This window comes from Pseudarthrobacter enclensis (genome assembly GCF_001457025.1).
GTDB classification, from domain to species: domain Bacteria; phylum Actinomycetota; class Actinomycetes; order Actinomycetales; family Micrococcaceae; genus Arthrobacter; species Arthrobacter enclensis.
In genome coordinates, this window is record NZ_KQ758600.1 from 112,877 (window position 1) to 136,469 (window position 23,593).

Here is a 23,593-nt window from a genome sequence, read left to right on the forward strand (position 1 = left end):
GCGGGCATGCCGGCCGCGGATCGTGGAGCCATGACAGCTCCCGAAAAACTCACAGTCAGCGGACCGGCGGACATTCTCGGATTCATCCCGCACGCCCTGGGGTACTGGCCGGCCGGCAGCCTGGTGGCCATGACCATGCACGGCAGCCGCCTCGGAGCCACCCTGCGGCTCGACCTGCCCGCCCCGGACGGGACGTCCGCGCCGGTCCAATACCTGAACGCCGTGCGTGGCTACCTTGAGGCGGACACGGAGGCAGACGGCACCCTGCTGGCGGTGTTCACCGGCGACTCCCACCTGGCCGCCGGATCGTATGACCGGTTGCTGGCAGCTCTCGGTCCGGTGCTCGACGGGGCCGGCATGCCGGTCCGCGAGGCGTGGTACGTGGGGGACACCGTGTGGCGCGACGCATGGTGCATGGACCCGGGCTGCTGCCCGGTGCCCGGACGCCCCCTCCAGGAGATCCGGGACAGCGCCCTCAACGCCGAGATGGTGTACCGGGGGAGCAGCGTGGGGCCGGCCCCCGGCCGGCAGGACGCGCCGGCCCCACTCGTATCAGCCCTGTACCGGGCTGCGGTGCTCGAGGCCGACGCGGAATGGGAACGCGTGCTCGCGCCGCGGCGTTCCAGCGCGGCACAGTTCCGGGCAGTGCTGGACACCTGGGAGGTCCTGTTGGCGGGCGGCGCGGCAGCGCCCTGGCTGCCCGACGCGGACCGGGACGGCTTCCTGCGCGCCTCGCTTCTGGTGCCTGCGTGGCGGGACGCCGTCCTGATCATGTGTGCTGCCGGCAGGGTGGCTGCGGAGGACGGCGCCGCGTTCCACGGCTTTGACCCCGGACTTACCCTCGAACCGGTCCGCCCGCAGGCCCCGGACGCTGCTGAACACTGCCACGCCGGGGAGGGGCTGAAGGACGACTTTCCCCGGCTGCGCCTGGTCGCGTCGACGGCGGCAGGGCCCGCGGGCCGCTCCCGTGCCGTACCGGGGTACGGCGGGGTCCTGATGGGAACCGAGCCGGCGGTGCCGGACTGGGCATCCATGGAGGCCCTGGACCGCATCCTCACCGAACTTGCTGCCCCCGGCGGTGGAGCGGTTGCGGCTGCCCTCACCTGCCGCGGTTGGATCGAATGGTGCAGGGGCCGCGGCTCCTACGCGGCTGCGCACCTTCACCGGGCGCTGGAGACCGAGCCGGGCTACCGGCTGGCGGAGCTGTTCCTGGAACTGGTGGGCCGCGGAACGCTGTGCGGATGGGCGGCGCGGAAGGACGCCGCCTGGCAGCGGCCCGGACGGTAGGAGGTGGCGGAGGGGCCGGGCCAGGGCGCGCCGCCGCAGCGGAACAGGGATGATGTGGCGCAGGGGGAGGACCGGCGCGGCGAAACGTGAGACAATGGTTGCCGAGACCCGGTTGGGTCCGTGTACCAAGTGCCTGACGTATTGCCCTCCGGGGAACAATACGGCCGCCCCGGCAGTTGTCTTTAAAGACTCTGCCGGCCGTGGTGGCGCATGGTTTCCACCACGGACTTGACAGGGTCATAGTGGTGTTGCCCCTATGGTGATTCCACAGACCACCGCAAGAAAGGTTTTCTGTGACCCCGTCTTCCACGAAGAAGGAACCCGCCGCCCAGGACAGCGCGTCCGCCGACGAGAAGCTGGCTGCGACCAAGGCCAAGCGGGGAGCCACCAAGGCTTCCGGTGCGGACGGCAAGCCCGAGCCCAAGAAGCGCGGGCCCAAGCCCGGCGCCAAGGCAGCCGCGGAGGCCGCCAACAAGGCAAACGCCGATGACATCGACGCCGATGAGGTGGATGACATCGAAGAGGAGCCGGACGAGACCTCCCTTGAAGGTGCCGAGGAGCCGGCTGAGGACACTGACGCCGACCCCGCCGCCAAGGGCGCTGCCGGAAGCGGCAAGGGCTTTGTCTACTCGGATGCCGACGACGACGACGCCCCGGTCCAGCAGGTCATGTCTGCCGGTGCCACGGCGGACCCCGTCAAGGACTACCTGAAGCAGATCGGCAAGGTGGCCCTGCTCAACGCCGAGCAGGAAGTCGACCTGGCGCTGCGGATCGAAGCCGGCCTGTTCGCCGAGGAAAAGATCGCCGCCGACGACGGATCCATGGACCCGAAGTACAAGCGCGAACTCGAGTTCATCATCCACGACGGCAAGCGCGCCAAGAACCACCTGCTGGAGGCAAACCTCCGCCTCGTGGTCTCGCTCGCCAAGCGCTACACCGGCCGCGGCATGCTGTTCCTGGACCTGATCCAGGAAGGCAACCTGGGCCTGATCCGCGCCGTCGAGAAGTTCGACTACACCAAGGGCTTTAAGTTCTCCACGTACGCCACCTGGTGGATCCGCCAGGCGATCACCCGTGCCATGGCCGACCAGGCCCGCACGATCCGTATCCCGGTGCACATGGTCGAAGTCATCAACAAGCTGGCACGTGTCCAGCGCCAGATGCTGCAGGACCTGGGCCGCGAACCCACACCCGAGGAACTGGCGCTTGAACTGGACATGACGCCGGAAAAGGTCGTCGAGGTCCAGAAGTACGGCCGCGAGCCGATCTCGCTGCATACGCCGCTGGGCGAGGACGGCGACTCGGAATTCGGTGACCTCATCGAGGACTCCGAAGCCGTGGTGCCCGCTGACGCCGTGAGCTTCACCCTGCTCCAGGAACAGCTGCACTCCGTGCTGGACACCCTGTCCGAGCGCGAAGCCGGCGTGGTGGCCATGCGCTTCGGCCTGACTGACGGACAGCCTAAGACTTTAGACGAAATCGGCAAGGTCTACGGTGTGACGCGCGAGCGGATCCGCCAGATCGAATCGAAGACCATGTCCAAGCTGCGCCACCCCTCGCGGTCGCAGGTGCTCCGGGATTACCTCGACTAAACACCTCATCAGGCAACTGCCACCAGCAAAGGGCCGGCCGGTCCGCCCGCAACAGCGGGAACCGGCCGGCCCTTTGCTGTGCAGTGCCTGCCTGCGGTGTGGGCCGGCGCCCTGACACCCGCCGGCTTAAACGGCAAGGGCGGGGTTCCTCCGTGTGTGGAGGAACCCCGCCCTTGGACGCTTGGGGGTCGCTAGTCGACGTCTACGGCTGCCTTCTCGTGAAGCTTGGCCGTCTCATCGTGCCAGTCCGAGCTCAAGGGCTTGAGCGTTGCTTCGACTGCACGGGCGTGGTGGGCGCAGAAGAGGAGCTCACCGCCGGAGGACTCGAGTACAACCCGGACATATGCCTGAGCTCCGCAACGGTCGCACCGGTCCAGCGCGTTGAGTGTGCGGTCTGCCACTGCTGTTGTCATATCGGCCTCCTTAGTAGATCTGTACGTCTATATAACCAGCATTCGTATCCAAACCATCGCAAGGATGGCCCAAGTTCGCTGACCGCGTATCCGCAAGAGTCGGTCAAGATTGTCCCGGCACGCGGACCTTCGCCCCCGTGGCGCGGTCCACACGCCCGCCGGGGTGTGGCGGCAACGGGTCCGCTGCGCAGCCGACTACCCTAGAGAGAGCGCCCACGTGCGCCTGCTGTTCCGTCCCTGAAGGAGTTCATCACCAGTGGCACCAAGCTCTGAGTACACCGCCCGGCACCTGTCAGTCCTGGAGGGCCTCGAAGCCGTCCGCAAGCGCCCGGGCATGTACATCGGCTCCACCGACTCGCGCGGCCTGATGCACTGCCTGTGGGAAATCATCGACAACTCCGTGGATGAGGCCCTCGCCGGCTTCGGACACGACATCCGCATCATCCTGCACGCGGACAACTCGGTGGAGATCCACGACGACGGCCGCGGCATCCCCATCGACAAGGAACCCAAGACCGGTCTCACCGGCGTCGAGGTGGTCTTTACCAAGCTGCACGCCGGCGGCAAGTTCGGCGGCGGCTCCTACACCGCTTCGGGCGGCCTGCACGGCGTGGGCGCCTCGGTGGTTAACGCCCTGTCCTCCCGCCTCGACGTGGAGGTGGACCGCGGCGGCAAGACCTACCGGATGTCCTTCCGCCGTGGAGAGCCCGGCCGGTTCAGCGACTCCGGCAGCAAGTCCGATCCCGCCGCCGCGTTCACGCCGTTCGTGGAGGACTCGGTGCTCGACGTCGTCGGGAAGGCCAAGCGCGGCGTCACCGGCACTCGCATCCGCTACTGGGCCGACCGGCAGATCTTCACCCCTGACGCGAAGTTCTCCTATGACGAGCTGGTGTCCCGGGCACGGCAGACGTCGTTCCTGGTTCCGGGCCTCAAGCTGACCGTCCGGGACGAACGCCGCGTCCCGGGTACGCCCGGCGAGGCCGGCCCCCATGAGGAGGTCTTCCACCACGACGGCGGAATCTCCGAGTTTGTGGACTTCCTGGCCGCAGACCCGGCCGTCACGGATGTCTGGCGGCTGCACGGGTCCGGCAAGTTCAAGGAAACCGTCCCCGTCCTCGACGAACGCGGCCACAGCCAGCTCGCCGAAGTCGAACGCGACTGCGAGGTCGACGTGGCGCTGCGCTGGGGCATCGGCTACGACAGCACGGTCCGCAGCTTCGTCAACATCATCTCCACGCCCAAGGGCGGCACCCACCAGTCCGGCTTCGAACAGGCCCTGGTCAAGACGTTCCGGAAAGCCGTGGAGAGCAACGCCCGCAAGCTTAAGGCCGGCAACGACAAGATTGAAAAGGACGACATCTTCGCCGGCCTGACGGCGGTGCTCACCGTCCGCCTGGCAGAGCCGCAGTTCGAAGGGCAGACCAAGGAAATCCTGGGCACCTCCGCGGTCCGCGCCATCGTGGCCAAGGTGGTGGAGCGCGAGATCAGCGCCAAGCTGGCGTCCTCCAACCGCAACGACAAAGCCCAGTCGGCGCTGCTGCTCGAGAAGATCGTCAGCGAAATGAAGTCGCGGATCTCCGCCCGCGTCCACAAGGAGACCCAGCGGCGCAAGAATGCGCTGGAAACGTCGTCCATGCCCACCAAGCTCGCTGACTGCCGGACGGACGACGTCGAACGTTCCGAGCTGTTCATCGTGGAAGGCGACTCGGCGCTGGGGACCGCGAAGCTTGCCCGCTCCTCCGACTTCCAGGCGCTGCTGCCCATCCGCGGCAAGATCCTCAACGTCCAGAAGGCCTCGGTGGGCGACATGCTCTCCAACGCCGAGTGCGCAGCCCTGATCCAGGTGGTGGGGGCCGGCTCGGGCCGCAGCTTCGACATCGGCGCCGCCCGCTACGGCAAGGTCATCCTGATGACCGACGCCGATGTGGACGGCGCACACATCCGCACCCTCCTGCTCACGCTCTTCTTCCGGTACATGCGGCCCATGATCGAGGAAGGCCGGGTCTTTGCCGCGGTGCCGCCGCTGCACCGGGTGGAGGTCATCAACGCCGGGCAGAAGGCCAACGAGATGATCTACACCTACTCGGAAGCCGAACTGCACGTGCTGCTGGCCAGGCTTGCCAAGGAGGGCAAGCGCTACAAGGAACCCATCCAGCGGTACAAGGGCCTGGGTGAAATGGACGCCGAGCAGCTGGCCGAGACCACCATGGATCCGCGGCACCGCACCCTGCGCAAAGTGGGGATCGCGGAACTGGAGCAGGCCGAGAAGACCTTCGACCTGCTGATGGGCTCCGACGTATCCCCGCGCAAGGACTTCATTATTGCCGGCGCCGCAAGCCTGGACCGGGAGCGCATCGACGCCTGACCGGGCAGGCGCGCGGCCCGGTCAGCCCAGCAGACCGGGAACCACCAGCAGGGCTGTCGGCAGGGCAAGCAGCAGCACGCAGACGGTGAGGACCACGCTGCGCGCGGCCCGCGGCAGCTCAGGCTGCGGCGAGAGCAGCCGGCTGACCCTGGACGCGGTGGTCCGCGCGGATTCAAGGCCGCCGGTGGCTGCCGCGGCCTCGAAGCCGGACAGGGCCATCCCGGACCCTGCCTGCCCGGCGCCGGGGCTGTCCGTGCCCGCGGCGGTGCCGGAGGCCACTATGGCGATCGCCTTGATCAGCGTCGCCTTGCTCGCCGTCCGGAGCGCGACGTCGTCGGCCAGCATCTCGATCAGCGAACTCACCGACTCCTGCGCCATGCGGGTGGTGGGAAGCCAGGGGAGCGCCTGCCGCCAGGCCGCAAACGCCCACAGCAGGAGGTGATGGCGCTGGCTGAGGTGCGCATTCTCATGCGTCAGGACCGCGCGCAGCTCCTCCGGCTCCAAGGCAGCCATCAGGCCGTCGGACAGGACCGTGACCGACCGTGCGCCGCCGGGAAGGCAGTAGGCCACGGGGGAGTCATGGCTGATGACCAGGGTGCCGGCATCCTGGCCGGACGGCGAGGCCAGCAGCGCCAGCAGCTCGCGGTGGCGCCGCCGCTGCCGTTCGATCTTGTAATAAGTCAGCAGCAGGGTGAAGACAAGGTGGGCCGTCAGGAGGGCTGCCGCGGACAGGGCGAAGATATGCCAAAACCCCAGTGCTGTGGTGGGGGCATTGAACAGCACCATCCCCGCCAGGGCTCTGAGGCCTGCGATCAGGTTGTCACCGATAGGCTCCAGCCCATAGACCAGCATGGCGCCGATCATGGACAGTCCACCCGCCAGCGCGATCGCCTGCCACAGGATCATCGCCGTGAACGGCGAGCGTGCCGGCCACTGCGCACGCGACAGCAGGATGGGTACCGGCCACGCCAGGATGATCGCCAGGACCGCCAGCAGGTATGAGGCCCAGAACATGGTGGGTTAGACGTGACCCAGGAGTTTGCGCAGCGTCTCGGCTTCACCTTCGGAAACGGACCCGATGAAGCGGGCCAGTACGGCCTCCCGGTCCGGCGCGGAGCCCAGGACCTCGTGCATGAGTTCAGCCGTGTGGTCCGCACGGCTGGACACTGCCTGGTAGCGGTGCGGACGCGTGCCGCGTTCCCGTTCCACCAGGCCCTTCTTTTCCAGCCGGGACAGCACCGTCAGTACGGTGGTGACGGCAAGTTCCTTGCCCATATGGCCGGGACCGCCCTGCGCCGCGGACGTGCGGGCCAACTGGTCCCGCAGCGTGTTGGCCGTAGCTGCTTCCTGGCCCGCCCAGAGCAGGTCCATGACTGCCCGTTCCAGTTCACCAAGACTCGCCATTGCACTTTTCCTTTGTGTCCCCGCACCGCGCGCGTACCGGCGCCGGTGACTTTCCCTGCGAATAAACAACTACAGGATCAAATTTACCCCGAAACCGGCGGACTTTCTACGTTGGGTAGAACACGTGGCGCGTTGTCCCGATCCGCGCCATGCTGGGTAGGTGCGGGTCGTTTCCGACGCACACCAAGTTGTTCTACACTTTGTAGAAGTTGGATTTCTACGAAACGTAGAAGTTTGGATGGCCTAGAGTAGGGACCTGCCTTGGACGCCTTGGAAATCGCACGCTGGCAATTCGGCATCACCACCGTCTACCACTTCATGATGGTCCCGCTGACCATTGGCCTGGGCCTGGTGGTGGCCATCATCCAGACCGCCTGGCACCGCACCGGCAAACCCGAGTACCTGCGGATGACCAAGTTCTGGGGGAAGCTCTTCCTCATCAACTTCATCATGGGCGTGGCCACCGGCATCGTGCAGGAGTTCCAGTTCGGCATGGCCTGGAGCGAGTACAGCCGGTTCGTGGGCGACGTGTTCGGAGCCCCGCTGGCCCTGGAGGCCCTGCTGGCCTTCTTCGTGGAATCGACCTTCCTGGGGCTGTGGATCTTCGGCTGGAAGCAGCTCAAGCCCGCCGTACACTTGGCGTGCCTCTGGATTGCCGTTATCGGATCCGTGTTCTCCGCCTACTTCATCATCGTGGCCAACAGCTGGATGCAGCACCCGGTCGGCGTCGAGATGATCGACGGGCGCCCGGTCATGACCGACGCCTGGGCAGTCTTCACCAACAACACCGCCCTCGTGGCCGTCCCGCACACCCTCTTCGGAGCCCTCGCGGTGGCCGGCGCATTCCTGCTCGGCATCGCCTGGTACCACCTCTGGCGCCGCCGCCGCGACGGCGTGGACACCATCGGCGCCGACGGCAAGGTCATACCCGGCGAGGCCGCCACCATTGCCGGCCGCGACCGGGCCGACCACACCGTCTGGCTGCGCTCGCTCCGGATCGGCGCCGTCGTGGCCATGATCTCCTTCGCCGGTACCGCCGTCACCGGCGACCTCCAGGGCAAGCTCATGTTCGAACAGCAGCCCATGAAGATGGCCGCCGCGGAGGCGGCCTGCCACGACGGCACCGGCTTCTCGGTCCTGAGCATCGGCAACATCGGCTCGCAGAACTGCGACGACATCGTGGCCGTCATCGAGGTCCCCGGGATCCTGTCCTTCCTCGCCAAGGGCGACTTCACCACCGAAGTCAAAGGCGTGAACACGCTCCTGCCCGAGTACAAGGAGAACTACGGCACGCACCTCCCGGACAACCCCATCTACGGTGAACGCGCCGGCCAGGAAATCGAATACCTGCCCGTCATGGAGGTCACCTACTGGGGCTTCCGGATGATGATCGGCTTCGGCGGACTTGCCGCCATGGCAGCAGTCGTCGCCCTCTGGCTGACCCGGAAGGGCACTGTCCCCGAGTCCCCGTGGCTGATGCGCCTGGCGGTCTTCGGCATCCTGGCCCCGTTCGGCGCGAACGCCGCCGGATGGATCTTCACCGAGATGGGCCGCCAACCCTTCGTGGTGGCGCCCAACCCGGATCCCAGCGGCATCGACCAGGTGTTCATGTTCACCGCGGCCGCGGTGTCGCCCGGCGTGTCGGCCGGTGAGCTGATCGCCTCCCTGGTGACCCTCACCGCCGTCTATGCCGTGCTGCTGGTGGTGGAGGTCAAGCTCCTGGTCAAGTACATCCGCGGCGGCGTCGTCTCCGCAATGCCGGAACTTGCCCACGCCCCCGCCGATGAAAATGAGGATGAAACGCCCGGGGACAAAGGCGGCCCCGGCAAGCCTGCAGGCGACGTCCTGGCGTTCGCCTACTAAGAGCAGAGGAACTCGATCATGGAACTGCTTCCCACCATCTGGTTCGTCGCCATTGCGGTGCTGTGGACCGGCTACCTCTTCCTCGAAGGCTTCGACCTCGGCGTCGGCATGCTGATGAAGATCTTCGCCCGGAACAACACGGAGCGGCGGGTGCTGCTGAACACCATCGGCCCCGTCTGGGACGGTAATGAAGTCTGGCTGCTCACTGCAGGCGGCGCCACGTTCGCCGCCTTCCCGCTCTGGTACGCCTCGCTGTTCTCCGCCCTCTACCTCCCGCTCCTCGTGGTGCTGGTGGCCCTGATCTTCCGTGCGGTCGCCTTCGAATACCGGGGCAAGGTGGACACCGACCGGTGGCGCGCCCGGTGGGACTGGGCCATCGCCCTGGGCTCCTTCTTTGCTGCCTTCGGCGTCGGGGCCGCCCTGGCGCTGACCACCACGGGTCTGCCACTGAACGCCAACGGCGACCGGGAAGGCGGGCCGCTGGCATGGTTCAGCGGTTACGCGGTGCTCGGGGGCGTGGCAGTGGTGGGATTCTCCCTGGTGCACGCGCTGGCGTTCCTTGCCCTGAAGACCGACGGCGAGGTGCGGCACCGTGCCCGCGCCTGGTTCGTCCGCGTGCTGCCCGTGCTGCTCCTCCCCATCGCCGCTTGGGCACTGAGCATCCAGGTCCTGGACGGCACGGTGTGGACGTGGGCGCTGGTCCTGCTGGCCGTGGCGGCGGCAGCCACCGCATGGGTCCTGGCGCGGAAAGGTTCAGAGGGCAGGGCCTTCCTGGCCCTGGGCGCCTTCCTGGTCCTCGGCACGGCCTCCATCTTCGGGGCAGTGTTTCCCGTGGTCCTGCCCTCCACCCTGGATCCTGCCTTTGACCTGACCATTTCCAATGCCTCGTCCTCGGACTACACCCTGGGGCTGATGAGCGTCGTGGCAGCATTCGGGCTCCCGCTCGTGATCGCCTACCAGGCCTGGACATACTGGGTGTTCCGCCGCCGGGTCAGCAGCGCCTCCATTCCCGAAGCGCACAGTTTCCTCCCTGCCATCGCCGCCAAGGCGTTCACCACCAAGGGCTGACGTGCGCCCGCTGCTCCCGTCCGGACCCGCAACCCGCGCTGCCGTCTACTGGCTGGGCGTCCTGTCGGCGCTCAAGGCCCTCGCGCTCGTCCTGACGGGGCAGGCCGTGGCGTCCGCCCTGGCCGGCCTGGCAGCCGGGGACGGTGTGCATCCGGACCAGATCGCCCTGGGGGCCGCCGGCGTCGTCCTCCGCTCCATCACGGTGTGGGGCCAGGCGGTGGCAGCCCGCCGCGCCGCCCTGGGCATCAAGGAGGAACTGCGGGCCCATCTGCTGGAACGCGCCCTGCGGGACGGCATCCGGGAGGACGGACCCGCAGACGGCGGGCTGGCCGTGCTGGCCACCCGGGGCCTGGACGCGCTGGACAGCTACTACACCCAGTTCCTCCCGGCACTGGTGAACTGCGCCGCGGTCCCGTTGCTGCTCGGGGCCCGGATCCTCTTCGCCGACTGGCTCAGCGCGGTGGTCATCGTGCTGACCGTGCCCCTGGTGCCGCTGTTCATGGTTCTGATCGGCCGCTACACCGAGGACAATGTCCGCGAGGCGCAGGAGTCCCTGGCCCGGCTCTCGGCGCACATGCTCGAACTGGCGAAAGGCCTTCCCGTCCTGGTGGGCCTGGGACGGGCCACGGCGCAGCGCAAGGCTCTGGAGGAAATCTCCGAGGAATACCGCACAAGGACCATGGGAACCCTGCGCACCGCGTTCCTCTCCGCCCTGGCCCTGGAACTCATCGCCACCATCTCCGTGGCCGTCGTGGCAGTGTTCATCGGCGTCCGCCTGGTCCACGGCGACATGCCGCTGGAAGCCGGCCTCCTGGCCCTGATCCTGGCACCGGACTGCTACCTGCCGCTGCGGGAGCTCGGCACGGCCCACCACGCCAGCGACGACGGCCGGGTGGCGCTCGCCGGCGCCAACGCCGTCACTGATGCGCCTGCCATGCACCCGCTGCCGGCCGCCCCGGCAGGCAGGCCCGGGGAGCCCGTCACCGTTTCCGGCCTGACCGTAACCTACGGCGGCCGGTCCCGGCCCGCCGTCGGGCCCCTGTCCTTCGAAGCGCCGCAAAGCAGGATCACCGCCCTTGACGGACCCAGCGGCACGGGGAAGAGCACCGTACTCGGCGTGCTCGCCGGCACCATCGGCAACGGCGCGGGTGCAACCATTACCGGGACACTGGCCGGGCTGGACCGGGGCGCCGTCGCGTGGGTGCCCCAGCATCCTGTGATGTTTGCGTCCACGGCGCTGGAGGAAGTCCTGCTGTACCTCGGCACGGACGCCAGGAACACCCGTGACCGGCAACTCGCCGAGGAGCAGGCCCGGACATGCCTGGCGCGCGCCGGCGCCGGGCACCTGGCCGGGAAGCACCCCGCCGAGCTGAGCCCCGGGGAACTGCGCCGCGTAGCCCTGGCACGGGGCCTGGCCCGGGTCGAGGCCGGGGCCACCGTCCTGCTCCTCGACGAACCCACCGCGCATCTGGACAGCAGCTCCGCCCGGGCCGTCGAGGACGCCATCCGCAGCCTCCGCGGCCAAGTCACGGTGATCCTGGTGGCCCACGAGGAACGCACCCGCCGCCTCGCGGACGTGCTGGTCCCCGTGGCCGCCCCTGGCAGGGGCGCGGCGGCCGGGGCCGAGGGCATTGCAGGGTCTCCTGCCGGAAACGGAGACGGACGGGCTTTCCCGGTACCAGCGGACGTTTCCGGAGAAGCCCCGGCCGGCACCCCCGTCGCCGCCGCGGCTTCCGGGACCGATGCGGGCAGCACCGGCACGGACGGCACCGGTCCGGGCAGCACCGTTCCTGCCGGCAGGGCCACGGCCCGTCCCGCCGGCGCGGCCCTGGGCCTGCTCGCCCCGCTCCTCGCCCCCGTGCGGGGAAAGTTCGCCGCGGCGGCCGTGGTGGGGACGTTGGCTGCCGTGTTCGCCGTGGCACTGTCCGGACTGTCCGGCTGGCTGATCATCCGCGCCAGCGAACAGCCCCCCATCCTCTATTTGCTGACAGCCATTGTGGGCGTCCGCTTCTTCGGCATCGGCCGTGCGGTACTGCGGTACTGCGAACGCCTGCTCCTGCATGACGCGGTGTTCTCTGCGCTGACCCGGCTCCGCGGACGCCTGTGGGAGACGCTGAGCCGGCGCGCGCTGTCCCTGCGGCGCCTGCTGCAGGGCGGAAACGTCCTGGGAACGGTGATTGACGACGTCGACACCATCCGGGACCTGCTGCCACGCGTGGTGCTGCCCCCGCTGACAGCGGTGGCCGTCGCCGTCCTGGCCGTGGGCACCACGTCCCTGGTGGTCCCGCCGGCGGTGCCCGCCGTCATCGCGGCCGCTGCTGCCAGCCTGGTCCTGGCGCCCGCGCTGGCGCTGTGGGGCGACCGGAAATCCGCCACCGCCGAACAGCTGCTGCGCTCAGGCGTGCTGCGGCGCATCTCCGCCGCCCTGGACGCCCGCGCGGAACTGTCGGCCAACAGCGTGGCCCCGAAGGTGCTGGAAGGCCTGCACGGCGAGGACCGCAAAGCCACCCGTGCCTCCCAGCGCTCTGCCTGGGCGGAAGGCCTGGGCCATGCGGTCACCACCGCCGCGTGCGGGATGGCGGCCCTGGCGAGTGCCTGGCTGGCTGCACCCGCCGTCCTGGACGGGCGGATTGAACCGGCCACGGCCGCAGTCGTGGTGCTGCTGCTCCTGGCCCTGGTGGAGCCCTTTGCAGCGATGACGACGGCGGCCCGGCAGTTCCCGGCGCTGCGCACCGTCCTGCAGCGCGTGGCGGAGTCCGGCGCCCTGGGCTCGTCCTCCGGCCCGGAAACGCCCGGCGACCCGAACCGGACGGCGACGGACGGGCTGTACCGGGTACCGGAACGCAACGGCGGCGCCGCAGGGCTGGAACTGACCGGACTCGCCGCGGCATGGCCGGGCGGAGAGCCCGTCTTCACCGGTCTCAACGCCGTTGCCGGCCCCGGCCACTGGCTCGCCATCACGGGCCCGTCCGGATCCGGCAAATCAACGCTCCTCTCAGTGCTGCTGGGCTTCCTGCCCGCGGCGTCGGGAAGCGCCCGGGTTACCGGAGGCGCAGCCTGGTGCCCGCAGGAGGCGCACCTGTTCGACTCGACCATCCGCGGCAACCTCCTCCTGGGCCGGCGGGAAGGTGCCGGACCGGCCGGTGGGGACGGCGCAGCGGAACGGGACATGGCTGCGGTGATCGCCGCCGTCGGACTTGGCCCGCTGGTGGAGCGTCTGCCCGCGGGGCTGGACACCCGGATCGGCCCCGGCGGGGCTTTCCTCAGCGGCGGCGAACGGCAGCGGCTGGCGGTGGCGCGCACCCTCATGACCGGGGCCGAGATGATCCTGCTCGACGAACCCACGGCGCACCTCGATGCCGAATCCGCCCGGGCCATGCTGGCGGACCTGAGGGTTGGACTGCGCCACAGGACGGTGGTGCTGGTGACACACCACGCGGCCGACATCCACGCCGAGGATGTCAGCCTGGTCCTCACCCCGGCGGAGGCGTCACAGGTTCCCGGAGGGGCCGCAGCGGAGCTGCGTGCCTAGGAGAGGACGCGGTTGACGCCGGGGACTACCCGTCGACGTCGTGCAGGTGATGGACGACGTCGTGCAGGAAGTACCGGGCGAGCGTCAGGACGGTGAACTCCGAACCGTTGCTGCGGAGCCCCTTGCGGTCCCACTCCGACTCACGGACTCCCGCGAAGGACTCCGCCACCTGCAGGCCCTCGGCCGTGAGCTCCGCGCTGACCACTGCGGGATCGGCGTTGGCGTAGTCCTTCTCGATTGCCGTGCGGTCCTGGTCCCAGTTCTCGAACGTGGCCCCGTCGGAGTCCAGCATGAGGTTCAGGCGCTGGTCGAACAGGCTGAACACGTCCCTGACATGGCAGGCGTATTCGAGAGAGGACCAGGTGCTGTCGTCGGGCCGTTCGGCAACGTCAGGGCGGCGCAGCACCGCACGCCACCGGGGCAGCATGTTCTCGATCGCCCCGGGGATGGTGGCCGGCGTGGTGCTGGCGGGGTCGAAGGAGCAGTCGGGGCAGGGCCGGTCCAGGACCCAGGTCCAGTCCTTCTCATCGGGCACGATAGGCATGGCAGCAGTCTAAGCGGGATCTAGGCGGGATCCGCCCACGCCATGGCCGGGCCGATCGCGTCAACGGCCTGGGACAGTGGAACACCGGAACCGTCACGCCGGCCGTGCTCCTGCGGAAGCGAACGGGCCACACCCGCGGCGGAGGACGCCTTCGCCGGGCCGTGCCCCGCCCAGGCGAGCAGCAGGGTGTCCTCACCCTTCAGGAACCGGTGCGCCCGGACTCCGGCAGTGGCGCGTCCCTTGGAGGGGTACTCGGAGAACGGGGTCACCTTCGCGGTTCCCGGGGCGGTGCCGGGCAGCGCGCCGTTGGTCCCCGCGATGGTGACGACGACAGCGGCCTCGTCCGAGGGCTGCACCACACCGAAGAACGCCACCCTGTCTCCCGCGGCGAGCTTGATGCCTGCCATTCCGCCGGCCGTCCGTCCCTGCGGCCGTACCGCCGAGGCAGCGAACGTCAGCAGCTGGGCCTGCGCCGTCAGGAACACCAGGTCGGAGTCGTCGCCGGCCGCCGGTGCCACGCCCACCACCACGTCCTTGTCCTTGAGCGTGATGACTTCCCAGTCCTCGCGGTTCAGCGGGTAGTCGGGCTGAACCCGCTTCACCACGCCCTGTGCAGTTCCGATGGCCAGCACCTCGTCCAGGGAAACGAACGCCACCAGGGTTTCGCCCTTGAGCAGGGTCAGGAATTCCTTGGCCGGAACGCCGCCTGCCAGGTTGGGCAGGCCGGCCACGGGCGGCAACGCCGGCATGTCCATGACCTGGAGGCGCAGCATCCTGCCCTGCGAGGTGACAGCAGCGATCTCGCCCCGGGCCGACGTCTTCACCACGGACGTAAAGACGTCGTGCTTGTTGCGCGGGCCCGCCTCCGCCAGCGGTTCCTGGTTGCTGGTGCGGCCAATCTGTCCGGACGCCGTCAGGATGGCCCAGCAGGGATCGTCCGCGATTTCCAGCGCCAGCGGAGCGGCCTTGGCCTTCTTTCCATTCGTGCCGGCCAGCTCGGCAGCGACCGTGGGGGAGACGGCCTCCGACTCGAGGAGGATGGTGCGGCGCGGAGTGCCGTGTTCCTCGGCGATGGCGGCAAGCTCATCGGAGACCACCGAACGGAGCAGGTCCTCGGAATTGAGGATCGCTTCCAGTTCCGCAATCTCGCGGCGCAGTTCGTCCTGTTCCTTCTCCAGCTCAATCCGGGAGTACTTGGTCAGCTGCCTCAGCCGCAGTTCCAGGATGTAGTTCGCCTGGATTTCGGTGAGGTCGTAGATGGACATCAGGCGTTCCCGCGCAGCCGCGGCCTCATCCGAGGAGCGGATGATCTGGATGACCTCATCGATGTCCACAATGGCGATGAGGAGGCCTTCCACCAGGTGCAGCCGGTCCTTCTTCTTGCCCAGCCGGAACACAGTGCGGCGGCGGACCACGTCGATCCGGTGGTTGACGTAGACGGTGAGCAGGTCCACCAGGCCCAGCGTCTGCGGCTGCCCGTCCACCAGGGTCACGTTGTTGATGCCGAAGGAGTCCTCCATCGGCGTGTACCGGTAGAGCTGCTGCAGCACCGCGTTCGGGTTGAAGCCGTTCTTCAGTTCGATGACCAGGCGCAGGCCGTTTTTGCGGTCTGTCAGGTCCACGATGTCGCTGATGCCGGTCAGCTTCTTGGCGTTGACCGCGTCCTTGATCTTTTCGATGACCTTTTCCGGGCCCACCATGTACGGCAGCTCGGTCACCACCAGGCCGGTGCGGCGGGCCGAGAGCTGCTCGACCTCCACCTTGGCCCGGGTCTTGAAGGATCCGCGCCCCGTGGCGTAGGCGTCGCGGATGCCGTCCAGGCCCACGATCCGCCCGCCGCTGGGCAGGTCCGGGCCCGGAACGAAGCGCATGAGGTCATCCAGACCGGCCTCGGGATTGGCAATCAGGTGCCGTGCGGCGGCGATGACCTCCACCAGGTTGTGCGGGGCCATGTTCGTGGCCATGCCGACGGCGATGCCGGTGGCGCCGTTGACCAGCAGGTTGGGGAAGGCAGCCGGAAGCACATCCGGCTGGGTCAGCTGGTTGTCGTAGTTGGGGACGAAGTCCACCACGTCTTCGTCGAGGTGGCTGGTGAGCGTGAGGGCGGCGGGGGCAAGCCGTGCCTCGGTGTAGCGCGGAGCTGCCGGGCCGTCGTCGAGCGAGCCGAAGTTGCCGTGCCCGTCGATCAGCGGCAGGCGGAGCGAGAAGTCCTGCGCCATGCGCACCATGGCGTCGTAGATCGCGGCGTCGCCGTGCGGGTGCAGCTTTCCCATCACTTCGCCCACCACGCGTGCACTCTTGACGTGCCCGCGGTCGGGGCGGAGCCCCATGTCGCTCATCATGTAGAGGATGCGGCGCTGTACCGGCTTCAGCCCGTCGCGGGCATCAGGCAGGGCCCGCGAATAGATCACGGAGTAGGCGTACTCCAGGAACGAGCCTTCCATCTCGGAGGTGACGTCGATATCGACGATGTTCTCCGTGTAGGGGGTCGTGTCCACGACGGGGGCTGGGGCTTGGCGGCGGGCCATGGAGTGGGTAAATCCTTCTGGTGCTGGGTTATTCGGCAGCGTTCGGCGGCGCTGCGGCAGTTTTTGGCTAGGCTAAGCCTATGGTGGATCAGCCCGGGGACGGCGAATATCCGGAGCATTGGGAAGCCGATGTCGTCCTGCGTGACGGCGGAACAGCGCACCTGCGGCCCATTCATCCATCGGATGCCGAAGCGATCCAGACCTTCCACGCCGGACAGTCGCAGAATTCAATCTACATGCGCTTCTTCGCCTTCAAGGCACGGCTGTCCGCCAAGGAGCTGAAGCGGTTCACCGAGGTGGACTACAAGGACCGGGTGGCTTTCGTCATCACCATGCGCGGCGAAATCATCGGGATCGGCCGCTATGACCGGCTGGACGACCCCACCGAAGCCGAGGTGGCCTTCAACATCGCCGACGCCCACCAGGGCCGTGGCATCGGCTCGATCCTGCTCGAACACCTGGCCGCCGCGGCACACGAAAACGGCATCCAGCGCTTCAGCGCGGAGGTGCTGCCGGAGAACCGCAAGATGCTCATGGTCTTCTCCGACGCCGGCTATGACGTCAAACGCCATTTTGACGACGGCGTCGTGAGCCTCGAATTCAACATCGACCCCACGGAGAAATCCCGGGCAGTCATGGAATCCCGCGAACACCGCGCCGAGGCCAGGAGCGTGCGCGACCTGCTCACGCCGTCGTCCGTTGCCGTGATCGGTGCCAGCCGCAAGTGGGGGACGGTCGGCTACCAGCTGCTCGAACACATCATCGAAGGCGGGTTCCCCGGCAAGGTCTACGCCATCAACCCGGAAGCCCTTGAACTGGCCGGCATGCTGTCCTACGGCCGGCTGACCGAAGTACCGGACCCGGTGCAGCTCGCCGTGATCGCCGTACCCTACGAGGAAGTCCCGTCAGTAGTGGAGGACTGCGCCGCGGCCGGCGTCAAAGGCCTCGTCATTGCCTCGGCGGGTTTCGCGGACGACGGCGAACGCGGCCTCCAGCGGCAACGGAACCTCGTGCGCCAGGCCCGGGCGAGCGGAATGCGGGTGATCGGCCCGGCGTCGCTGGGCATCATCAACACCCACCCCGAAGTCAGCCTCAACGCCTCCATGGCGCCTGTCCTCCCGCGCCGGGGCGGCCTGGGCCTCTTCAGCCAGTCGGCAGCCATCGGCGTTTCGCTCTATGCGGCCTCCACCAGGCGCCGGCTGGGGCTCTCCACGTTCCTGTCCGCAGGGAACCGCGCAGACGTCTCCGGCAACGACATCATGCAGTACTGGGAGGACGACGCCGACACCTCCGCCGTGGGCCTCTACCTGGAGTCGATCGGCAACCCGCGCAAGTTCTCCCGGATCGCCCGCCGCCTGGCCCGCACCAAACCGGTGATCGTGGCCAAATCGGACACCATGGGCCTGCGGCTGCCGCCGGGCCATGCCGTGCGCACCACGCAGGCCCCGGGCGGCGCGCTGGACGCGATGCTCCGCCAGTCAGGGGTGATCCGGGTCGAAACCATCGACCAGCTGGTGGACGTGGCACAGATTGTCTCCGGCCAGCCCCTGCCAGCCGGACCGGGCCTGGCCATCTTCAGCAACTCGCAGGCGCTCGGCACGGTGGTGGCGGACAGTGCCGCGGACCACGGGTTGAGCGTTGAACGGCTGGTCACCGGGGTGGACCTCGACGCCGGCCGCTCGGTGGCGCTGCCCGCCCTCCGCGCGGCACTGCTGGAAGCGCTGGCACCCGCGGACGTGCACGCCGCCGTCGCCGCGCTGCTGCCGGCCCGCGGGCTCACCGTGGACAGCATCGCCGAAGTCCTCGCCGAGGCCTCCGCCCAGGCCGGGAAACCCGTGGTGGCGGCCTTAACCGGCATCCTGGATGAGTCCGTCTACGTCGAAGGGATGCTGGGGACGGCGGGCAACGCCGTACCCTGCTACCCGAGCCCCGGAGCGGCGGTCGCGGCGCTCGCCGCCGTGGTCCGGTACTCGGAATGGGCGTCACGGGACCAGGGCCACTTCGTGGAACCGTCCGGCTGCGACCCCGCAGGTGCCCGCGCCGAGATCGACGTGCTGCTCCGGGACGTCACGGGGGAGCAGCTGAAGCAGCTGGACCAGGCCGCGGCCTCCTCGCTTTTGGGCCACTACGGCATCTCCGTGCTCCCTTCCGCTCCCTTCGACACTCCCGACGAAGCGGTGGCGGCCGCGGAGGCGCTGGGCTGGCCGGTGGCCATCAAGACCACCGACCCCGCGCTGCGGCACCGGCTGGACCTCGGCGGTGTGCGGCTGGGCATCGAGGACGCCGAGTCGCTCCGCCGCGACGTGGTGCAGATGCGCCGGGCACTGTCCCTGTACGGCGACCCGTCCCTGGAGGTCCAGTCCATGGCGCCGGTGGGACAGGCCTGCACCTTCCGGGCCATCGAGGATCCGCTGCTGGGCCCCGTCATCTCCTTTGGATTGGCCGGGGACGCGGTGAACCTCCTCGACGACTGGTCCCACCGGGTGCCGCCGCTGTCCGCCGCAGACGTGCACGACTTCATCAGGGCGCCGCGGGCGGCGCGGAAGCTGTTCGGCTACCAGGGGCTTCCCGCCGTCGATGTCACCGCCCTGGAGGACCTGGCCGCCCGGCTCGCCTGGATGAAGGACAACCACCCCGAAATTGCCCTGGTGGAGTTCAACCCGGTGCTGTGCGGCAGGGCCGGGGCCACCATCCTGGCCGCCGATGTCCGGATGGGCAACGCCGCCCAGCGCACCGACAGCGCGCGGCGGGCCATGCTGGGATGACGGTGCCGGAGGCGGCCGACGATACGCACCTGCGGATCCGGCGGTTGGAAAAGTGTGCGGCGCATCTGTGAAAATGGGGGAATGAGCTCCCAGCCTCCCGCCTCGGCGCCCGAAACGCCCGGCAACGAAAACCAGGCCGTCCGGCACCACAGCTCACACAGCCACAGTTCCCAGGGCCAAAGCCTCGACGGCGCCCTGCAGAAGGCCGGCTTCTACCCCCGCCTCGTGGCGGACGTGGTGGACGATGCCCTGGACGGCCGCGACTGCGTGGCCCACCTGGTGCACCTGGAAACCCACTTCGACCGGGCCGAAGTCCGCCGCCACATCACCGTGCTGGTGCTGACGTCGGACATGCTGGTGATCACCCACGTGGACGACCAGCAGCTCGACGAGGCCGGTGAGCAGATCGTGGCGCAGATCTCCACCGAGTCAGTGCCTGTGGCCCAGATCCGTTCGGTGGTGCTGAGCTACATGTACGCCCAGCCCCAGAACTACAAGCCCTCGGACCCCGTCCGCGAACTGACGCTCTCCATCGCATGGTCCGGCGGCCAGCGCCTGGACATGGGACCGGCCAGCTGCGGCGACCCCCAGTGCGAGGCGGACCACGGCCACACCGGCACCATCGCGCAGGAGGACATCGTCCTGCGCATCAGCGCCGAGGCCGACGGGCTGCAGGCAGTCCAGGACGCCAAACTCTTCGCCCGGGCCCTGCGCGCCGTCAACACCGGATCCCCATCGCCGGTGGCGCACGCGCAGTCCATGCCGCCCCGGCCCCGCGCCGGCGTCTTCGGCGCGCGCCTGAGCCGCGGCCACCAGCAGCGCTGATGCCGGACGAACAGCCGCAGGTTTCCCCTTCCACTCCCGCCGGACCCGGCCCGGTTTCCGGCGCTCCGGCCGCACCCGGACTTCCGCCCGCGCCCGCATACGGGCAACGTTCCGTGGCGGAGGTGCTGACCAGCGCCGCCGCCAGCATGGGCATCGGGGGCTTCACCAACACCCTGAAGCTTCCGCAATCCACCAGGGTCTGCGTCGTGGTGGCCGACGGCCTGGGCAGGAACCTGCTCAAGCAGAAGGCGGCCCACACCCCTTTCCTGCGCTCGGTGCTGCAGTCCGGGCAGGGTGACGTCCCGGTCTGGCTGGACTCGGCGTTCCCCTCCACCACGGCGGCCGCACTGTCCAGCCTGGGCACCGGCCTGCCGCCCGGCGAACACGGCATGGTCGGCTACGACGTACTGGACCCGCGCCAGGACAAGGTGGTCAACCTGCTGGGCAACTGGGATCCCGGCGTGGACCCTGAAGCATGGCAGCCCCACCCCACCGTGCTGGAGCGCGCCGCCGAACACGCCGACGTCACCACCATCAGCCTGCCGCAGTTCGCCGGCTCGCCCATGACCCGGGCGGCGCTGCGCGGCGGCCGATTCATTGCGGGCACCACGTCCCACGCCCGGACGGCCTCCGCTGCCGAGGCCATGTCCGGCAAGGGCCCCTCGCTGATGTACTTCTACCTCAACGAACTCGACAAGGCCGGGCACCGCTACGGCTGCCAGTCCGAGCAGTGGGAACACCAGCTGGAGGAGCTCGATGCCACGGTCAAGCGGCTCAGCACGTCGCTTCCGGCCGGCACGACGATCCTTGTCACCGCGGACCACGGCATGCTCGACGTCCCGGAACAGCACCGCCTCGACTACTCGGCCGACCCCGCCCTGGTGGACGGTGTGCGGCACACCGCCGGTGAACCGCGCATGGTGCACCTTTACCTGGACGGGGCTGCGGGTGTCCGCGGCCGGGACCGCCTGCTGGCAGCATGGCGGAAGCGGTTCGGCAACCGGATCTGGGCCTTCACCCGCGAGGACGCCATAGCCGCCGGCCTGTTCGGAACCGTCCGCCCCGCCGTCGAAGGCCGGATCGGCGATGTGATGATCGCGGCCCGCGACTCCCTGGCCCTCTACGACACCCGCCGCAGCCGCCCCACCGCCATGGAAGTGGTGGGCCAGCACGGTTCACTGACCAAGGCCGAACGGGAGGTTCCGCTGCTCTGCTTCACCGCCGGCGGAAAAGGACAGCGTCGTGGCTGAACTCGTCTTCTTTTCCGGCACCATGGACTGCGGCAAGTCCACCCTGGCCCTGCAGATGGACCACAACCACCGTGCCCGGGGGCGGGGCGGCGTGCGGTTCAGCCGCAACGACCGCGCCGGGGAGTCCCGGATCTCCAGCCGCCTGGGCCTGGAAACCGATGCCGTGGAGGTACTGGACGGCACCGACTTCTGGGAGGAAGTGATGCGCCGCCGCACCCACGGGCAGCGCGTGGATTACCTGATCTGCGATGAAGCCCAGTTCTACACCCCCGAGCAGGTGGAGCAGCTGGCCAAGGTGGTGGACGAGATCGACGTGGACGTCTTCGCGTTCGGCATCACCGCCGACTTCCGGACCCGGCTTTTCCCGGGTTCGCAGCGGCTGATCGAGCTGGCCGACAGGGTGCAGGTGCTGCAGGTGGAAGCTCTTTGCTGGTGCGGGCGCCGTGCCACCCACAATGCCCGGACGGTCGACGGCGTCATGGTCACCGAGGGTGCGCAGGTGGTGGTCGGAGACGTGGACATGGCAGCTGACGGCACCGCCGCCAGCGACGCAGGGCATGTACCCGTCGTGGGCTACGAGACGCTGTGCCGCCGGCACTTCATGCGGCGGGTCACCGCCCATGGGGCGAACCTCATGGCGGAACAGGACCAGTTGCTGCCCTTCGACGTGGACGCCTGCCTGTGGCACGGCTCCGGAGGGCCGGCCGCAGGCACGTAGCCCTCCCGGCCGGGCAGGCCGGCCACGCCGTTCAGGCTATTCGCTGCGGGTGCCGAAAACGATCTCGTCCCAGGACGGAACGCTGGACCGCTTGGGGCGTGAGGGCTGGCGCTCGGGTACCTCAGCGTCCTGCGACGGGCCCTTTCCGGCGGCCGGGCCGTCGTCGTTCCTGGTTGCCTGGCGCGGCTGCCCGCCTCCAAGCAGTTCGTCGAGGCCGGCGCTGCCGGACGGTTTGCCGGCGGGCGGAGACTGCTCAGCATCCTCCGGCCCGGGCTGGCTGGTCCTGGGGGAGGCAACGATGGTGATTTCGCGGGTTTCGGTGCTGACGCCGTCGTGCAGTTTCAGGGCGTCGTCCTCACCGTCGCGGTGGGGCGGGATCAGGCTGAGGCGGGACAGCATGGACGGCCTGGCATCCCGGCGCCGCACGAAGGAGTCTCCCTTCGCCGCCGGTGCGTCGGCTTCCCCGTCCGGTGCGTCATGCCCGGCGTCTGCGCCGTCAGGTTCGGGAACCACCTCGGACGGGCGGGGGTGGGCGGCCGGCACGCCGTGGGTGAGCAGGAGCGCCAACGCGTCGTCGGAGTCCTCATCCACACCCAGCCGCTGGCCGCGGCGCGAACGGAGCATGTCCAGCAGCCCGTCCGGATCCTTGCCCCCGCCGGCGGGACCGGACTGGGCACCCGGACGTCCGGCGTCGGCATCGGTTTCGAAGTCGAACGGCCGGTCGGAGACCGCGGACAGGCGGCGGGCCGGGACCGGGCCGTCAAGCGGTTCGAGCTCGCTGAGCTGCTGCGCCCAGCGGTTGGAGTTCTGCAGGGACTTCCGGACGGGATTGAACGTCCAGGTGGCCGGGGGCTCTTCGCCGATGCCGGAGGTGCCTTCTGCCTTGGCCACGAAACTTGCTGTGACCGTCCAGGTGCCGTCCTGCCGGCGCCACGAGTCCCACACAACAGTGGCGGGGTCGATGCCGTAGGCGGACAGGCGGTGGGAGACCATGTCGTCCAGGGTGGCGGGGTTGTCGCCGAAAGCGGACCGGTACACGTCGTGGCCGGGGGAGGGGGTGGCGACCTCCACCTTGCGGGCCTGTTGGGCAACGTACTCCCGTTCGGCCAGGACCGGGCCTTCGTACCGTTCGACCTTGGCCAGGGGAAGCCCGGACATTTCGGCAACGTCCGCCGCCGTGGCGCCTGCCCGGATCCGTGCCTGGATGTCCCGCGGGGACAAGGGAATGGCGGGGCGTTCCACCGGCGGCTTCGGAGCCGACCGGCTCGCGGCCCGGAGTGCCTCGTCGATTGGCAGCCTGAAGATCTCGCCGCCGGCCCCGCTCAACAGGAGGTGAGTCCCGTCGTCGTGCACGCCTACAAGCCGTAGATCCTGCATACAAATCCTCCACCCTGGCATTACTATCAGTCGAAACTCTGCCACCTGCCAGGCGGGAAATG

Annotated in this window: 16 protein-coding genes; 10 read left to right on the forward strand and 6 right to left on the reverse strand. The window is 68.9% G+C overall.

Features of this window, described 5'->3' with window-relative positions; translation table 11 throughout:
* Positions 1-30 precede the first annotated feature (30 nt).
* The gene (locus AS031_RS05170) at positions 31-1,287 is read left to right on the forward strand and encodes a DUF4192 domain-containing protein (protein ID WP_058267083.1); all 1,257 of its coding nucleotides are present in this window, start codon (positions 31-33) and stop codon (positions 1,285-1,287) included.
* 293 nt (positions 1,288-1,580) lie between these two features.
* Positions 1,581-2,879: an RNA polymerase sigma factor gene (locus AS031_RS05175; RefSeq protein WP_058267084.1), complete on the forward strand. Its 1,299-nt coding sequence runs from the start codon at positions 1,581-1,583 to the stop codon at positions 2,877-2,879.
* A 191-nt stretch (positions 2,880-3,070) separates the two neighbouring features.
* Here AS031_RS05175 and AS031_RS05180 read toward each other — a convergent pair whose 3' ends face one another.
* Positions 3,071-3,292, reverse strand: a complete 222-nt coding sequence (locus tag AS031_RS05180; protein ID WP_058267085.1) for a DUF7455 domain-containing protein — start codon at positions 3,290-3,292, stop codon at positions 3,071-3,073.
* Between the two features lie 256 nt (positions 3,293-3,548).
* On the opposite strand from AS031_RS05180, the gene AS031_RS05185 reads away from it, so the two are divergent.
* The gene (locus AS031_RS05185) at positions 3,549-5,657 is read left to right on the forward strand and encodes a DNA gyrase/topoisomerase IV subunit B (protein WP_058267086.1); all 2,109 of its coding nucleotides are present in this window, start codon (positions 3,549-3,551) and stop codon (positions 5,655-5,657) included.
* 21 nt (positions 5,658-5,678) lie between these two features.
* Here the strand turns inward: AS031_RS05185 and AS031_RS05190 are convergent, their stop codons facing one another.
* Positions 5,679-6,671: a M56 family metallopeptidase gene (locus AS031_RS05190; protein WP_058267087.1), complete on the reverse strand. Its 993-nt coding sequence runs from the start codon at positions 6,669-6,671 to the stop codon at positions 5,679-5,681.
* A 6-nt stretch (positions 6,672-6,677) separates the two neighbouring features.
* Positions 6,678-7,061, reverse strand: coding sequence for a BlaI/MecI/CopY family transcriptional regulator (locus tag AS031_RS05195; RefSeq protein ID WP_058267088.1), 384 nt, complete (start codon positions 7,059-7,061; stop codon positions 6,678-6,680).
* A gap of 261 nt (positions 7,062-7,322) precedes the next feature.
* On the opposite strand from AS031_RS05195, the gene AS031_RS05200 reads away from it, so the two are divergent.
* Genes AS031_RS05200 through cydD form a run of 3 tightly spaced genes read left to right on the forward strand, consistent with a single transcriptional unit; the run spans position 7,323 to position 13,524 of the window.
* Positions 7,323-8,924 carry a cytochrome ubiquinol oxidase subunit I gene (locus AS031_RS05200; protein ID WP_058267089.1) on the forward strand — a complete coding sequence of 534 codons (1,602 nt, stop codon included), beginning with the start codon at positions 7,323-7,325 and terminating at the stop codon, positions 8,922-8,924.
* 18 nt (positions 8,925-8,942) lie between these two features.
* Positions 8,943-9,992 (forward strand): cytochrome d ubiquinol oxidase subunit II, encoded by a 1,050-nt coding sequence (cydB, locus tag AS031_RS05205; RefSeq protein WP_058267090.1) that lies wholly within the window; start codon positions 8,943-8,945, stop codon positions 9,990-9,992.
* 1 nt (position 9,993) lies between these two features.
* The gene (cydD, locus tag AS031_RS05210) at positions 9,994-13,524 is read left to right on the forward strand and encodes a thiol reductant ABC exporter subunit CydD (RefSeq protein ID WP_058267091.1); all 3,531 of its coding nucleotides are present in this window, start codon (positions 9,994-9,996) and stop codon (positions 13,522-13,524) included.
* Between the two features lie 25 nt (positions 13,525-13,549).
* Here the strand turns inward: cydD and AS031_RS05215 are convergent, their stop codons facing one another.
* Both AS031_RS05215 and AS031_RS05220 read right to left on the reverse strand, forming a co-directional pair.
* A complete protein-coding gene (locus tag AS031_RS05215) occupies positions 13,550-14,068 on the reverse strand; it encodes a DinB family protein (protein WP_058267092.1) in 519 nt (172 codons plus the stop codon).
* A 20-nt stretch (positions 14,069-14,088) separates the two neighbouring features.
* The gene (locus AS031_RS05220; protein ID WP_058267093.1) at positions 14,089-16,596 is read right to left on the reverse strand and encodes a DNA gyrase/topoisomerase IV subunit A; all 2,508 of its coding nucleotides are present in this window, start codon (positions 16,594-16,596) and stop codon (positions 14,089-14,091) included.
* Between the two features lie 80 nt (positions 16,597-16,676).
* Between AS031_RS05220 and AS031_RS05225 the strand changes: the two genes are divergently transcribed.
* The 4 genes from AS031_RS05225 (at position 16,677) to AS031_RS05240 (ending at position 22,154) form a co-directional block, all read left to right on the forward strand.
* The gene (locus AS031_RS05225; protein ID WP_058267094.1) at positions 16,677-19,361 is read left to right on the forward strand and encodes a bifunctional acetate--CoA ligase family protein/GNAT family N-acetyltransferase; all 2,685 of its coding nucleotides are present in this window, start codon (positions 16,677-16,679) and stop codon (positions 19,359-19,361) included.
* Positions 19,362-19,442: 81 nt separating this feature from the next.
* Positions 19,443-20,186, forward strand: coding sequence for a DUF5998 family protein (locus AS031_RS05230; protein WP_058267095.1), 744 nt, complete (start codon positions 19,443-19,445; stop codon positions 20,184-20,186).
* Entirely contained in the window at positions 20,186-21,436 is a 1,251-nt protein-coding gene (locus AS031_RS05235; RefSeq protein WP_058267096.1) for an alkaline phosphatase family protein, read from the forward strand. Before AS031_RS05230 ends, AS031_RS05235 begins: the two co-directional genes overlap by 1 nt.
* A complete protein-coding gene (locus tag AS031_RS05240) occupies positions 21,429-22,154 on the forward strand; it encodes a thymidine kinase (RefSeq protein ID WP_058267097.1) in 726 nt (241 codons plus the stop codon). Before AS031_RS05235 ends, AS031_RS05240 begins: the two co-directional genes overlap by 8 nt.
* 36 nt (positions 22,155-22,190) lie before the next feature.
* On the opposite strand, the gene sepH is transcribed toward AS031_RS05240, so the two are convergent.
* The gene (gene sepH, locus AS031_RS05245) at positions 22,191-23,531 is read right to left on the reverse strand and encodes a septation protein SepH (RefSeq protein ID WP_058267098.1); all 1,341 of its coding nucleotides are present in this window, start codon (positions 23,529-23,531) and stop codon (positions 22,191-22,193) included.
* Between the last annotated feature and the right edge of the window lie 62 nt (positions 23,532-23,593).